The organism is Flavobacterium arsenatis (assembly GCF_031456785.1).
GTDB classification, from domain to species: domain Bacteria; phylum Bacteroidota; class Bacteroidia; order Flavobacteriales; family Flavobacteriaceae; genus Flavobacterium; species Flavobacterium arsenatis.
Window position 1 is genome coordinate 67,442 of sequence record NZ_JAVDVI010000006.1, and the last position, 14,039, is coordinate 81,480.

General features: G+C 36.5%; 13 protein-coding genes. 6 read left to right on the plus strand and 7 right to left on the minus strand.

Annotation, left to right across the window (positions count from 1 at the left end):
- Window positions 1-44: 44 nt before the first annotated feature.
- Both mazG and J2X31_RS08140 read left to right on the plus strand, forming a co-directional pair.
- Window positions 45-818 carry a nucleoside triphosphate pyrophosphohydrolase gene (gene mazG / locus J2X31_RS08135; protein WP_310025880.1) on the plus strand — a complete coding sequence of 258 codons (774 nt, stop codon included), beginning with the start codon at window positions 45-47 and terminating at the stop codon, window positions 816-818.
- Between the two features lie 535 nt (window positions 819-1,353).
- Entirely contained in the window at window positions 1,354-2,313 is a 960-nt protein-coding gene (locus tag J2X31_RS08140; RefSeq protein WP_310025883.1) for a Fic family protein, read from the plus strand.
- Here J2X31_RS08140 and J2X31_RS08145 read toward each other — a convergent pair.
- From J2X31_RS08145 to J2X31_RS08170, 6 genes are all read right to left on the minus strand, one after another.
- The gene (locus J2X31_RS08145) at window positions 2,300-3,097 is read right to left on the minus strand and encodes a TrmH family RNA methyltransferase (RefSeq protein WP_310025886.1); all 798 of its coding nucleotides are present in this window, start codon (window positions 3,095-3,097) and stop codon (window positions 2,300-2,302) included. The two genes, J2X31_RS08140 and J2X31_RS08145, sit on opposite strands and share 14 nt — an antisense overlap.
- Window positions 3,098-3,199: 102 nt before the next feature.
- The gene (locus J2X31_RS08150; protein WP_310025887.1) at window positions 3,200-4,531 is read right to left on the minus strand and encodes a DUF58 domain-containing protein; all 1,332 of its coding nucleotides are present in this window, start codon (window positions 4,529-4,531) and stop codon (window positions 3,200-3,202) included.
- A gap of 12 nt (window positions 4,532-4,543) precedes the next feature.
- Window positions 4,544-5,554, minus strand: coding sequence for an AAA family ATPase (locus J2X31_RS08155; protein WP_310025889.1), 1,011 nt, complete (start codon window positions 5,552-5,554; stop codon window positions 4,544-4,546).
- On the minus strand, window positions 5,554-6,753 hold the full coding sequence (locus J2X31_RS08160) for a DUF4350 domain-containing protein (protein ID WP_310025890.1): 1,200 nt from the start codon (window positions 6,751-6,753) through the stop codon (window positions 5,554-5,556). The genes J2X31_RS08155 and J2X31_RS08160 overlap by 1 nt, the downstream gene beginning before the upstream one ends.
- Complete coding sequence (locus J2X31_RS08165; RefSeq protein WP_310025891.1) at window positions 6,753-7,508, minus strand: DUF4129 domain-containing protein; 756 nt, start codon at window positions 7,506-7,508, stop codon at window positions 6,753-6,755. Before J2X31_RS08165 ends, J2X31_RS08160 begins: the two co-directional genes overlap by 1 nt.
- A complete protein-coding gene (locus J2X31_RS08170; protein WP_310025892.1) occupies window positions 7,501-8,487 on the minus strand; it encodes a stage II sporulation protein M in 987 nt (328 codons plus the stop codon). Before J2X31_RS08170 ends, J2X31_RS08165 begins: the two co-directional genes overlap by 8 nt.
- 20 nt (window positions 8,488-8,507) lie before the next feature.
- On the opposite strand from J2X31_RS08170, the gene J2X31_RS08175 reads away from it, so the two are divergent.
- Complete coding sequence (locus tag J2X31_RS08175) at window positions 8,508-9,248, plus strand: RDD family protein (protein WP_310025893.1); 741 nt, start codon at window positions 8,508-8,510, stop codon at window positions 9,246-9,248.
- 140 nt (window positions 9,249-9,388) lie between these two features.
- The gene (locus J2X31_RS08180; RefSeq protein ID WP_310025894.1) at window positions 9,389-9,991 is read left to right on the plus strand and encodes a trimeric intracellular cation channel family protein; all 603 of its coding nucleotides are present in this window, start codon (window positions 9,389-9,391) and stop codon (window positions 9,989-9,991) included.
- A gap of 21 nt (window positions 9,992-10,012) precedes the next feature.
- On the opposite strand, the gene J2X31_RS08185 is transcribed toward J2X31_RS08180, so the two are convergent.
- Window positions 10,013-11,821 carry a T9SS type B sorting domain-containing protein gene (locus J2X31_RS08185; RefSeq protein ID WP_310025895.1) on the minus strand — a complete coding sequence of 603 codons (1,809 nt, stop codon included), beginning with the start codon at window positions 11,819-11,821 and terminating at the stop codon, window positions 10,013-10,015.
- A gap of 149 nt (window positions 11,822-11,970) precedes the next feature.
- Between J2X31_RS08185 and J2X31_RS08190 the strand changes: the two genes are divergently transcribed.
- Window positions 11,971-12,915: a GNAT family N-acetyltransferase gene (locus tag J2X31_RS08190; protein WP_310025897.1), complete on the plus strand. Its 945-nt coding sequence runs from the start codon at window positions 11,971-11,973 to the stop codon at window positions 12,913-12,915.
- On the plus strand, window positions 12,912-14,030 hold the full coding sequence (locus J2X31_RS08195) for a DegT/DnrJ/EryC1/StrS family aminotransferase (protein ID WP_310025899.1): 1,119 nt from the start codon (window positions 12,912-12,914) through the stop codon (window positions 14,028-14,030). The genes J2X31_RS08190 and J2X31_RS08195 overlap by 4 nt, the downstream gene beginning before the upstream one ends.
- Window positions 14,031-14,039 lie beyond the last annotated feature (9 nt).

Here is a 14,039-nt window from a genome sequence, read left to right on the forward strand (position 1 = left end):
ATTTTCCTGACAGGATTTCTTATTTTTACCAAAACCTTTTCATTATGAATTCCAGAGAAATCCAGCTTCAAGCCTTCGGCAGATTATTAGACATTATGGACGATTTGCGTGAGAAATGTCCGTGGGATAAAAAGCAGACTCTGCAAACCCTTCGCCATCTTACAATCGAGGAAACCTACGAATTGGGTGATGCTATTTTAGACCATGATTTGCAGGAAGTCAAAAAAGAGTTGGGCGATTTGTTGTTGCATATTGTTTTTTATGCGAAAATAGGAAGCGAAACCAGCGACTTTGATATTGCCGATGTTTGCATGGAAATCTGCGAAAAGCTCATCCACCGTCATCCTCATATTTATGGAGATGTTGAGGTTAAGGATGAAGAAGAAGTAAAACAAAACTGGGAGAAGCTGAAGCTGAAGGAAGGCAAGAAATCTGTTTTGGAAGGTGTTCCGAGAAGTTTGCCGGCTTTGGTAAAAGCTTCTAGAATTCAGGATAAAGCAAAAGGAGTTGGTTTTGATTGGGAAGAACCACATCAGGTTTGGGACAAGGTTCAGGAAGAAATTGAAGAGTTGAAGGTAGAAGTTGAAGCAGGAAACCAGGACAAGATTGAATCTGAATTTGGCGATGTTTTGTTCTCGATGATCAACTATGCCCGCTTTTTGAATGTAAATCCCGAAGATGCTTTGGAACGTACCAATAAAAAATTTATCAAACGCTTTCAATACCTCGAAAGCAAGGCATCCGAACTAGGAAAGCCTTTAGCAGACATGACCTTAGCCGAAATGGATGTGTTTTGGAACGAAGCCAAAAAGTTGTAATTGGTTTGATTTTTTTTTATTGATACAAGTTTAAACGAATAGTCTGGTAGTGCTATGGATTACCTAAGGACAGCATATCCTTACTTATACAGCACCAAATAGGTAGGATAGGTTCACCTATGGTTTAGGTAGGTGAGACCTATAATTTGGATAGGTCTTCCTATTGTTTTGGCAGGGGATAGTTACGATTGAGATAAGTCTGCCTGTTGTTTTGATAAGTAACACTTGCGATTTGGTTAGCTACAGTTACAGTTTTGATAGGAGGTCGCTTTGCATTAAACAGGAGGAGTATATAAAGGGCTATACTCGACCGATCATTTAAGTAGGCCCACCTATGGTTTTGGTAGGTGAGACCTACGATTTTGTTAGGTCTACCTTATTGTTCGGTAGGTCATGGCTATGATTTATTAAGGCTCCGCTATTCTTTTAGCAGGTGGTAACTATCATTCGGATCGTTTATTTATAAAATTGTTGATTCGAATTTGCACATCCAGAAGAAATCTTATACTTTTGATAGCATCAAATGATGGCATCAATGAAACCTCCTTACGATATATCCCCAAAAATAATAAACCTTGTAGCTTCAATTTCAGAAAAAATTGGAGAAGTAAATGCGACTTATCTGAACAAGCAATCACCAACCTTAAGAAAGCAAAATAAAATCAAGACCATCCATTCTTCCTTGCAAATAGAAGGCAATACGTTGACGCAAGACCAGATTACGGCATTAGTAGAGAATAAAAGAATTATTGGTCCTCAAAAAGATATATTAGAAGTTTTAAATGCAATCAAAGTCTATGAAGATTTAGACCGATTTAATTGGGTTGCAGAAAAGTCTTTTTTGGAAGCACATCGTTTCATGATGCAAGGTTTGATACCCGAAGCAGGAAAATACAGAACTAGAGGAGTTGGAATTGTTCAAGGGTCGGAAGTAGCTCATGTTGCACCTCCAGCCACAAATGTTCCCTATTTGATGAAAGACTTGTTTGCTTATCTCAAAAAATCAGAAGAAATTTTACTTATAAAAAGTTGTGTGTTTCATTATGAAATGGAATTTATTCATCCTTTTTTAGATGGAAACGGACGTATGGGAAGGTTGTGGCAAACGATTATTTTATTGCAAAAATATCCAGTATTTGAGTTTTTGCCCTTTGAAACATTGATTGGTAAAACGCAAGCTGAATATTATAAAGTCTTGTCTTTGTGCGACAGGGTCGGAAATTCAACTTTTTTTATTGAGTATATGCTTGATGTAATCGATCAGTCATTGGCAGAACTTTTGAGGTTTAATAATCGTACAATAACGGCACATGACAGGATTGATTATTTTGTGAAGAGTGGCAAAAAACAATTCAACAGAAAGGATTACATGAATGTTTTCAAGGATATTTCATCGGCTACAGCGACTAGAGATTTAAAAAAGGCTGTTGAATTACATCTGATTGAAAAACACGGAAATGATAACAAGACCTATTATCTCATTAAAAATTCCTAAAACCCCTCTGTCTCTTCGCTTCAAAAATCAAAATCGCAGCAGCAACCGAAACATTCATAGAATCAATTTCACCCTGCATCGGGATAATGATGTTTTGAGTAGCTTCGTCACGCCATTTTTGTGAAAGTCCTGTTGCTTCAGTTCCCACAACCAAAGCGGTTGGAGTAGTGTAATCCTGTGTATGATAGAAAGTAGAGTTCTGTAAAGTGGCACTGTAGAAATTGATTTTATTTTCTTTTAAAAAAGCAATCACTTCATCTGTGGTTCCAGTGGCAATCTGGTTGGTAAACAAGCACCCAACACTCGAACGAACGATGTTTGGATTGAATAAATCACCTTTTGGATCGGCAATGATAACGGCATCAACTTTGGCGGCATCGGCAGTTCGTAAAATAGCTCCAATATTTCCGGGTTTTTCAGGAGCTTCAGCAATTACAATCAATGGATTTTCGCCTAATTTCAAATCTTTTAATGCCAATGATTTTGATTTGGCTACCGCCAAAACGCCTTCGGTAGTGTCACGATAGGCCAATTTCTGATAGACTTCCTTGTTGATTTCTATGAAATCAATCTTTTGATTGGTTAATTTGGTTATTTGGCTGGGCTGTATCAACTCTGGCAGAAATAAAACGGTTTCAATTTCATAACCTCCTTTGATGGCCAACTCAATTTCGCGCTTTCCTTCAATCAAAAAAGTACCGGATTGTTTTCGGGTTTTTGCTTTTTCCTGCAATTGCACTAGTGTTTTGATGAAGGGATTTTGTGTTGAGGTGATTTGTTTCATTTTTAAAGTTGCTGAAGTTGTGAGGGGTAAAGTTAGTAAGTTTCGGAGTTTAGCCACAGATTCACAGAATTAAATAAGATTTCAAAAAACTAAAATCTAAAATTATAAAATCCCTCTCGCCTTGATTTCCAAATATTTATTAATTGTATCCAAAGTAAGATTTTCAGGTTGTGTCAGTACCGAATAGATGCCATATTTCTTGAGTTCGCTCACAATCAATCGCTTTTCGAAGGCAAATTTTTCGGCGATAACCTTGTCGTACACTTCTTGTATGTTTTCGGCTTTTTTATTGATGAGGTCGTTCAATTCGGTATTGTTAAAAAAGACAACAACCAACAAATGATTTTTTGCAATTCCTTTCAAATAAGGCAATTGACGGTGTAAACTGTCCAAAGTTTCAAAATTCGTATACAAAATAATCAAACTTCTTTGGTTGATGTTTTTCTTGATATCGACATACAAACGCGAAAAATCACTTTCAAAAAAGTCGGTTTTGATGTTGTAAAGACTTTCCAGAATATTTTGCATTTGTGACGAACGTTTTTCGGCAACTACGCGATTTTCTACCTTCTTAGAAAAGGCAAACATTCCCGCCTTGTCCTGCTTTTTCAGAATAATATTCGACAGAACCAATGTGGCATTTATGGCATAATCCAGCAAACTCAGCTTATTGAAAGGCATTTTCATCAATCGGCCTTTATCGATCGCCATATAAACCGATTGGGATTTTTCGTCCTGAAATTGGTTCACCATCAAGCTGTTTTTCTTTGCCGTTGCTTTCCAGTTCAAAGTCCGGATGTCATCTCCCTGAACATATTCCTTGATTTGCTCAAATTCCATTGTATGGCCGATCCTTCGAATTTTCTTCACACCATATTGAAAAAGATTGTTCGAAAAAGCCATCAAATCGTATTTCCGCAATTGAATATACGAAGGATAAGTAGGAACCATCTGATCTTTATTAAACGTAAATCTTCTAGAAATCAGCCTTAAAGGCGAAGAAACATATATGTTCAGGTTTCCAAATGAGTATTCGCCACGTTCTGTCGGACGAAGGTAATAGTTGATTTCGTCCTGTGAAGAAGCCTTTACTTTTCGGATAATTTCAAAATTCCGCACTTGAAATTGAAAAGGAATCTCATCGATTATTTTGGCAGAAATTCCGAAAGAATAATAATTCTTGATGCTGACGTTTATAGGATTTTCATCTCCGTTCGATAATTTTTCCGGTGTGATTCTGGTGGCTTCGATTCCGGTTTTGGCCAAAAATAGAATCATAATATCCAAAACCAAAAACGTCATAACAATTAAAAACAAATACCAAGTTGCCTCATACAATGCCGGAAACATAAAGGCAAAGGCGAATAAGGCTATGATGCCCAACAGCACGTAGAAAAAGAAATTATTGATATATAGTTTTTTGATGAGCTTCAAATTTCAGTTTTTTTATCTAGGAATTTCAACTGATTCCAATATTTGTTTGATGATTTCTACACTTGTAATACCTTCCATTTCACGTTCTGGTGTCACGATAACACGGTGTTGCAAAACCGGAATTGCCGCTTCCTTGATGTCTTCAGGTGTTACAAAATCTCTTCCACGAATCGCTGCAAAACCTTTGGCTGCATTCAAGATGGCAATCGATGCACGAGGCGAAGCACCTAGATATAAAAACGCATTTTCTCTAGTATTGATAACGATTTTTGCAATATATTCCAATAGATTTTGCTCCACAACAATTTGCTTCACTAGCGATTGGTAGTGCTTGATTTCATCTGCCGAAAGCAACGTCCTGATGTTTTGCAATTTCCCTTGATCCTGCAAATTATGCTCTCTTTGGATGATCATTATTTCTTCGGATAATTTCGGATAATCAATAGAAATCTTGAACAGGAAACGGTCCAATTGGGCTTCCGGCAAACGATAGGTTCCTTCCTGTTCGATTGGGTTTTGAGTGGCAATTACCAAAAATGGCGTGTCCAAAATATAAGTGGATCCGTCAATCGTAATCTGGCGTTCTTCCATTACTTCAAACAAGGCAGCCTGTGTTTTTGCTGGAGCACGGTTGATTTCATCAATCAAGATAAGGTTCGAGAAGATCGGTCCTTTTTTGAATTCAAATTCTGATTTCTTCAAATCAAAAACCGAAGTTCCCAAGATATCCGATGGCATCAAATCGGGTGTAAATTGAATTCGGCTGAAACCAATCTGCAATGTTTTTGCCAATAATTTTGCCGTGATGGTTTTGGCCACTCCCGGAACTCCTTCCAACAAAACGTGTCCGTTGGATAAAAAAGCCACCAATAATTGGTCGATCATTTTTTCCTGTCCAACAATGACAGAACCCAATTCTGCCTTGATTTCTTGGATGCTTTCCTGCAATTTGCTCAAGTCTAATCTTGATTCGAAATTTACATTTTCGTTTTCTGGAGTATTGTTGCTTTCTGTATTTTCCATTAGTTGGTTATTTTTTCTATTATGCTGTTAAGTTCTATCAAATCACTTTCAACGCTTTCAAAATTTCCTTTTCGATGATGGTTGATCAGGTAAACGACTTTTTGAATGTCTTCGATCTTTTTTCCCGTTTTCAGATGTAATTTTTTAATAAATTGATCGTCTAAGATATTGGTGTCCAATAAATAATCCTGACGAATCTTATCCAAGAAATAAATGATTTTCTTGTCCATTATGTTATCGTGGTCGCCTTCCTGAAAATATAAATTTCCGATGGTTTTGGTAAAATCGATGGTGGTGTTTTCCAAAGGTTTTATAATCGGAACAATTCGCTGTTTTCTTTTTGTGTTAAAAATAATAAAGACTACAAATCCCAATAAGAATAAATACCAAGCAGATTTTAATGCAGGTTGACTAAAAATAAACCTTAAAGGCGATTGTGAAATACTGTTTCCATAAATGTCTTTGGTGTACCAATATACATTTTCTTTCGGCAGATACGACAATATTTTTGAAGCATATTCATGATGATTGTCTTTCAAAAGATGAAAATTGGTAAATGCCGCAGGTTGCGAATGCAGATAGAAATTCCCATTCTTATAAGGAACTTTGATGAAGTTTGTATTTTTATCCTTGTTTCCTTGATAGCCTAAAACAGTAGTGTTTAGAGTATCGATTTTAGAAAAATAGGTGTTTCCTATTCCTTCTTTAAGATCATATTTTGTTTCTCCTAATGCTGGATTTGCCATCCAAAGTTTGGAGTTGTCGGTATATTCAAAATCAGTTCCAACTTCAATCTTCAAGCTGTCAAGCAATTGATAAGGGAAGGATTTCATGCTGATGAAAACATCATTTCCATGATCGGCAAAATAAAAAAGCTCGGTGATGGATTCTGAATCCAATACTGAAAAACCATTGATGATGAGGAATGATCCTTTTGCTTCGTAGGTGTTCACCAATGAATCATAATCATACAAAGGCTCAAGATATTCATAAGGTGTGATGTTGATTTTTTCGATTTTTCGGTCCTTCAACAGTGAACCAACTTCTTGATTGAAAACATACATCCCAAGCGGATTTTTATCCGACAAGGAATAGGTTGGTGTCCAGTTTATTGGCTTTGGAGCATTGATGTCAATAATGACGATTACCGACAAAAGCAACACCAAGAAAGCGACATATATTTTTAGCGACTTGTCCATTAATAAACTGATTGAATTGATTTCTCGAATGCTTTTTTAGCCTTTTCAAAAGTAGGTTCGTCTATCTCAAATTCGCCATACCAGATGTAGTTGTACAAATAGGAGAGGTAGGCAAAATCCTTCTTGAAATTTTCGCTTTTTATCTCATATAAATAATCCGAATTGGTTTTTTCTGCATCCCATTCAATGATTTGCTTCTCCGACATTTTTTTCAACAGCCATAAATAGTAGTAGCGAATAGTCAGTCGTTTTTCGCCCGACTGTATGCTTTGCTTGATTAATTTTTCGAAATCAACCAAATGAAGGTTTTTTTCTATTTCATCATAATTGATGAGTCTTCTGTCTGAGTTTTTTCCGAAAATCCATTTGCCTTCTTTGTTCATTATCGCCTTCACAATCAGGTAAACAACAAATAAAATAAGCAATACGGCAATGACTCGCATCACGATTACAACAGTATCCTTGGCTGTTTCATTATTTGTAATTCCGAAAAGTCGGGAAAACAAATCAGCGAGCCATTCTTTGAAGCGTTCCCAGATATTTTGTTGTTTGGTTTTTTCCTCATAAACAAAATCATCAGAATCGTATTTTTCTTTGAAAGAAGGTTCAAAATGAAGTTTTTCTACTTTTGAAGTGTCGATTTTAATGTCTTTTTCGGTATAAAGCACGCCGTCATTTTCGACTTTGGCCAAAGTATCCTGACCATAAAATTCGGCAGAAAAAAGAAAAAGCAATATGTAGAATAATTTAGTCAAGGGAGGGGATGATGTTTTGGGATTTTAATTTTTTGGCCACCATAAAAGGCAAAATCAAATAGTAGAATGAAATGAGTGATAGGGTAAAAAGGATGATGAGAACATTCAGCCAATTGGGCATTTCAAGTGAATATCTTGTTACAAAACCTTCTATGAAACCTGCCGCGATGGTAAATGGAATGGTACTCAAATAAATTTTCAGCCCGTTTTTCATTCCCATTTTAAAGGAAGTGAATCTCGAATAGGTTTTTGGAAATAGGATGGAAGCACCCAATAAAAGTCCGGCTGCCGATTCTATCACGATGGCAAAAATCTCCATCGAGCCATGAAGCCAGATTCCCTGGACACTTTCCCAAAAAACACCTTCTTGATAAAAGAAATATTGAACCGAACCGAGCATCATGCAATTTCGAAGCAAAATATAGAAAGTCCCAACTCCTCCAAAAATTCCAAACAGGAAGCAAATGGCTCCAACCCGAAGATTGTTCATCGTGATTCCGATAAAACTGCCCCAGTTACTTCCGCTTTTGTAGATGGCAACAGGATCGCCGTTTTTGATGTTTTCTAGGGTTTTGTTTACATATTCGTCGCCCATAATGAGTCGGGCGAGATTGTCATCATACTTTGCAGAGAGAACACCCATGCCAACGAAGAGAAAAAACAGCAGGAAAGCATACAAGACATATCTTTTGTAGTGATACATCAGCAAAGGTATTTCAGTAGAAAAGAAATAAACGATGCGGTTGGTTTCCTGTCTTTTGGTCTTGTAGATTTTTTGGTAGATCTGTGACGCCAAATAATTTAGATAGACAACAGTCTTACTTTTAGGGTAATAGGATTGAGCATACGACAAATCGTTGATTAAATGTATGTATAAACCAGCCATTTCATCAGGATTTTTTTTAGCTTTACCGAAAATAGCCTGCTCAAATTCAAGCCATTTTTCTTTATTTTGTTTTATGAAGGCAACTTCTCTCATTAAAGGCTAAAATATAAAATATGTCAGAATTATCTATAAATACAACACAAAATGTAAACATAAATTTTACAGCAGCTTCAATTGGCCAGCGAATATTGGCATTTGGAACCGATTTGCTGATTATTATTGCCTATTTTATTGTAGCCATGACGCTCTTGTATTATTCAGGTTTAGGTGATGCAATGGACAAAATGGACGGTTGGTCGGCTGGTGCAATTATGGTTCTTATTACTATTCCTATAACGTTCTACAGTATTTTTTGGGAAAGTTTATTTGATGGACAAACCCTCGGAAAACGATTGCTAAAGATTAAGGTTGTAAAAATTGATGGTTATCAGGCCAGTTTTGGCGATTATTTTGTTAGATGGCTTTTCAGGCTGGTAGATATTGTTTTCACGTCGGGTACAGTGGGTTTTATCTCTATAGTAGTTACCGATAAATCGCAACGTTTGGGAGACATTGCCGCTGGTACAGCCATTATAAGTCTAAAAAACGACATCAGCATAAACAGTACGATTCTCGAAGATATAAACGACGATTACGTCCCTGTTTATCCATTGGTAATCAAGCTTTCCGATAATGATGTGAGGATCATAAAAGATAATTTTGAAAGGGCCAAAAAGCACCAAGATTATGAAATTACAAGAAAATTAAAAGATAAAATTGAAACCGTAACGGGAATTAAAAACCAATCCGGAAATGATGCAGATTTTATCAAGACGGTTTTGAAGGATTATAATTATTATACTCAGAATATGTAGGAGGAGTTGTCAGTTATGAGTTATCAGTTGTTGGTTGCGAAAATCCCAAATCCCAAATCCTCAATCCCAAATCCTCAATCCCAAATCCTCAATTCCAAATCCTCAATTCCAAATCTAAAATCTAAAATCTAAAATCTAAAATGTTCTATCTACTCGACATCATCGGTACTATGGCTTTCGCAATGTCGGGAGCTTTGACGGCCATGAACAAAAAGCTCGATCCGTTTGGGGTTTTTATCATTGCCTTTGTGACAGCGGTTGGTGGCGGAACCTTGCGTGACATCATGATCGGACGAACTCCGGTAGGGTGGATGCTGGATTTGAATTATGTATATCTCATTACAGCTGGATTTTTCTTGGCAGTTATTTTCAGAAAGAAATTAGACCGATTGAGAACATCATTATTTCTGTTTGATACAATTGGCTTGGGCGTTTTCACTTTAATCGGATTAGAAAAAGGAATTAACATTGGTCTTGATCCTGTGATTTGTATTGCTTTGGGAACGATGACAGCCTGTTTCGGTGGAGTTATTCGCGACATTCTTTGCAACGACATTCCTGTAATTTTCAGGAGGGAAATCTATGCCACGATTTGTATAATTGGTGGAGTTTTATTCTTTGGTTTGAGGGAATTGAATCTCAATCAAGATGTTTTGTATCTTATTACTTCCTTGGTAATGATTGTATTACGTTTGATGGCGGTGAAATTCAAATGGTACCTTCCGGCTTTGGAAAAGAAGTAATGACTTAAAAAGTGTCGGTTTCTATCGTGTTAAGTGAATAAAACCAGTCAACACATTCGGATATTCCGGGTCATTCAAGTTGAGGATGTAATAGTAAGTTCCTTCCGTTAATTTATCGCCTGAAATTCTACTTCCTTCATTTGAAAAGCCATACCAGTCCTCAGTAGTGTTGTTGCCACTCCAAACCAAAGCACCCCATCGGTTGTAAATCTGAAGTTGAAAATTCACAAAAACATCCCGCAAGCCTTCTATAAAAAAAGTATCATTGTCGCCATCATTATTTGCAGAAACATAATTGTAAACTTTTGGCGGACAATTTTTAGTCTTCAATAGAAAGGAAGTTGTTAAGTAGCATTGGTCGTTTTCAATCCTCACAAAAATCTCTTCTGGATTGGCTTGAACGATATGATTAGCAGGATCTTGAACCGCATTTACCTTTATCAAAGCCTCTTGAAAATTGGTGTAGAAACTCACCACATCAGTAGGATTGGTTTTCACGGCATCAATATAATCCCAAAAATCAAAAGAAGTTTTTCCTAAACCGGCATTGCAAATCGTGATATCTTCGAGCAAATTAAAGGCAACACTTCCCATAAGGGAAACTTCCAATGTATTCGAAACATTATTGTCTTCATCAAGTTCTTTCTGGATTCCTTCGCCATTTTGAAACTCATCCACAATGAACGTCAATGTAAAATCATCTGGAATTGTTTCGGGAATATTCAAGGTTATGGTCTTGTTTTGGCTTTCGCCGACAGGAATTGGCTGGGTGGTTTCATCATATTCAATATAGATGTCATTTGCATAGATGGCAATCGGGATTCCGGCAGGAAGCACATCGGTACTGTTGAAATTACTGACGGTATAATCAACAATCACTCTTCTCGAAAAACACTCGTTATTGGCACTATGGAGTTCAATAGTAGCATCCGGAAGCTGGTTGTTGAGTTTGGAAATAACGGTGCTGATCATCACAAAATCCCGAAGTGAAGTCAGCTCTATGATTGCCGTTGGATGTCCAATCTGGATGAATTCCTCTATATTAAAAACATCCAAATCCATGTTGAACATTTCTTCTGAACCTGTATAACTGTTAGTTCCGTTAAACACACTGTTTATAGGATTCAAATCATTGAATAAATCAAATCCGTTGAAGGTTAGGTTTTCGTCATTAGACAAGTCTCTGTCACCTTCCCAAGCCACAAAACCAATTTTTGCTCCAGCATTGTCTAAAACATTTAGGTTGTCTAAAGTAAGCGTTATATTAGTATCTGTATTGGAAACCCCTTGCAAACCATCATAAACATTGAGTTGGTTCATTTGTAAATTTTCGTTTTTGAAAATCACAACAATTGCCCAACCGCCAAAATTAGTACTGTTGTTGCAATAACCAGAACCAGCTCCAACAAGATTCGCCAAATCAAATTCAGAAAGGGTATAATTTCCAGCACCCGTATTTTGAACCTGTGTGGTCACATCTGCGAAAGCACAAAAATAATTAAGGTTGTTTTTGAAAAGCGGAAAAGTTCGTTGGGAATTGATGGTAACACCGTTCAATTTCACCTCAAGATCTCCAGTTCCAGACCCTGCCCAATATAAAAAGGCTTTTTCCACCACATCTCCGGCAGATAGAACCAAAGTTTCTGATGATGTATTGAAGATGTTACAGATGGAGGACGTATTGTTTTCTACAGGATTTAGCGTGTTTCCCACGGCCGTAAAATCATATCGTCCGTTGAATTGCTGATAAAGCGAAATATCCTGGGCAACTATTTTGCAGGCAGTTAGAACAAAAAGAAGGCAATAAATATGTAGTAATTTCAGTTTCACTAAAAGTGATTTGTTTTTAAGATTTTAAAGATAGTAATAATTTGTAAATGAAAGATTCCTGTCAAATAGATTTCTGAATGTATTTTTTAATTTTTAATTCCTCATATTTAATTCCTAATTCGTAATTTTCCGATGTTTAAATTTTGAATGTGAAAAACTACACCGTCAGACCCTACGAATCCAAAGATTTTGAATCCTGGAATGCTTTTATAAGCAATGCCAAAAATGCTACCTTCCTGTTTCATAGGGATTTTATGGACTACCATAAGGATCGTTTTCAGGATTTTTCATTGATTGTAGAAGAAGATAAAAAATGGGTGGCTGTTTTGCCTGCCAATCGGATTGAGGACACGCTTTTTTCGCATCAAGGTTTGACGTATGGCGGTTTGGTGTATGACGATAAATTAAATGCAGAAGAAGTTGAGACTGTTTTCAATAATTTGATTCTTTTTTTGAAAGAAAACAATTTCAAGACCATTTTCTACAAGCCGATAATTTCCATCTACAGCAAGAAATCTTCGCTTGAAATTGATTATATTTTATTTCAGAAAAAGGCTGTTTTATATCGAAAAGATTTGAATTTGGCGATTGATTTTCGGACTGAACTTAAAATTTCCAAAAGCAAGATGAAGCATTTTAGGCGTATTTCAGAAATGGATATTGAAATAAGAAAAGAAAATTCGTTTGCATCGTTTTGGGATAGGGTTTTGGTTCCGCGATTGCAGGAAAAGCACGATACAAATCCGGTTCATACAAAAGAGGAAATACAGTTGTTGGGAGACAGATTCCCTGAAAATATCATCCAATATAATGCTTATTTTGAAGATGAAATTGTTGCCGGAATCACCCTTTTTCATTTCGGAAATGTAGTCAAATCACAATATGGAGCTACAACTTTACAAGGCGAAAAGATTAGAGCGTTGGATTTTCTATTCATAAATTTAATCAATGAATTTAAGGATAAAGTTTCCTTTTTTGATATGGGAACTGTGACCGAAAACAACGAAAAAGGCTATAATACGGGCTTGTTGAAGCAAAAAGAAGAGTTAGGATGTTCGGTTTATAATCAGGATTTTTATTCCCTTTCGCTATGATAAAATTTCTCGACCTCCACAAAATAAATCTGCAATATGAAGAAGCGTTTCAGAAAAAGTTCGAAGCTTTTCTGGACAAAGGCTGGTATATTCTTGGTGAAAGTGTAAAAGTTTTCGAGAAGGAATTTGCCGAATATTGCGGCACAAAACATTGCATGGGTGTCGGAAACGGACTTGATGCCTTGGTCTTGATTTTCAAAGCAACAATCCAACTCGGAAAAATGCAAAAAGGAGATGAAGTGATTGTTCCTGCAAATACCTATATCGCCTCGATTCTGGCAATTATTGAAGCCGATTTGGTTCCCGTTTTGGTGGAGCCAAATGAGGAAACATTCAATATAGATCCTGAAAAAATACAGCAAGCCATCACCCCAAAAACGAAAGCAATTTTGGTCGTTCATCTTTATGGACAATTGGCTGATATGGAAAGAATAAATACGATTGCTAGTCAAAATAATTTATTGGTTATTGAAGATGCTGCACAGGCACATGGATGTAAGATGGGAGTTAGAAGTGGGAAGATGGAAGAAAAAAAAGCCGGAAATTTAAGTTATGCCGCAGGTTTTAGTTTTTATCCAGGGAAAAATTTAGGAGCTTTAGGCGATGCTGGAGCTGTTACAACCAACGACGACGAGCTTGCAAAAATGATTTATTCGCTACGGAATTATGGCTCTGAAACAAAATACCAAAACGATTTTGTAGGTGTAAATTCCCGTCTGGATGAAATCCAGGCTTCTTTTTTAAGTGTGAAATTACCTTATCTGGACAAGGAAAATGCCATCAGAAGAACCATTGCAAAACGTTATTTATCCGAAATAGAAAACAGTAAGATAGTCTTGCCTTTTTATGATGGTTCAGAAAATCATGTTTTTCATTTGTTTGTCATCCGAACTCAAAAAAGAGATGAATTGCAAAATTATTTAGCCGAAAATGGAATTCAAACCATGATTCATTACCCAATTCCGCCTCATAAGCAGAAAGCGTTGGCACAGTTTAATCATTTGTCATTTCCAATAACAAAAAAAATGCACGATGAAGTTTTGAGTTTACCTATAAGTCCGGTTATGACGGAGGAGGAGATTGATTTTGTTGTTAAGATTTTAAATCAATATTAATTTGAATTT

What these genes read in the sequence shown, in the direction of transcription:
- mazG (WP_310025880.1), top strand. Translation starts at nt 45, where the DNA reads ATGAATTCCAGAGAAATCCAGCTTCAAGCCTTCGGCAGATTATTAGAC.
- J2X31_RS08140 (WP_310025883.1), top strand. Translation starts at nt 1,354, where the DNA reads ATGAAACCTCCTTACGATATATCCCCAAAAATAATAAACCTTGTAGCT.
- J2X31_RS08145 (WP_310025886.1), bottom strand. Translation starts at nt 3,097, where the DNA reads ATGAAACAAATCACCTCAACACAAAATCCCTTCATCAAAACACTAGTG.
- J2X31_RS08155 (WP_310025889.1), bottom strand. Translation starts at nt 5,554, where the DNA reads ATGGAAAATACAGAAAGCAACAATACTCCAGAAAACGAAAATGTAAAT.
- J2X31_RS08160 (WP_310025890.1), bottom strand. Translation starts at nt 6,753, where the DNA reads ATGGACAAGTCGCTAAAAATATATGTCGCTTTCTTGGTGTTGCTTTTG.
- J2X31_RS08170 (WP_310025892.1), bottom strand. Translation starts at nt 8,487, where the DNA reads ATGAGAGAAGTTGCCTTCATAAAACAAAATAAAGAAAAATGGCTTGAA.
- J2X31_RS08175 (WP_310025893.1), top strand. Translation starts at nt 8,508, where the DNA reads ATGTCAGAATTATCTATAAATACAACACAAAATGTAAACATAAATTTT.
- J2X31_RS08180 (WP_310025894.1), top strand. Translation starts at nt 9,389, where the DNA reads ATGTTCTATCTACTCGACATCATCGGTACTATGGCTTTCGCAATGTCG.
- J2X31_RS08195 (WP_310025899.1), top strand. Translation starts at nt 12,912, where the DNA reads ATGATAAAATTTCTCGACCTCCACAAAATAAATCTGCAATATGAAGAA.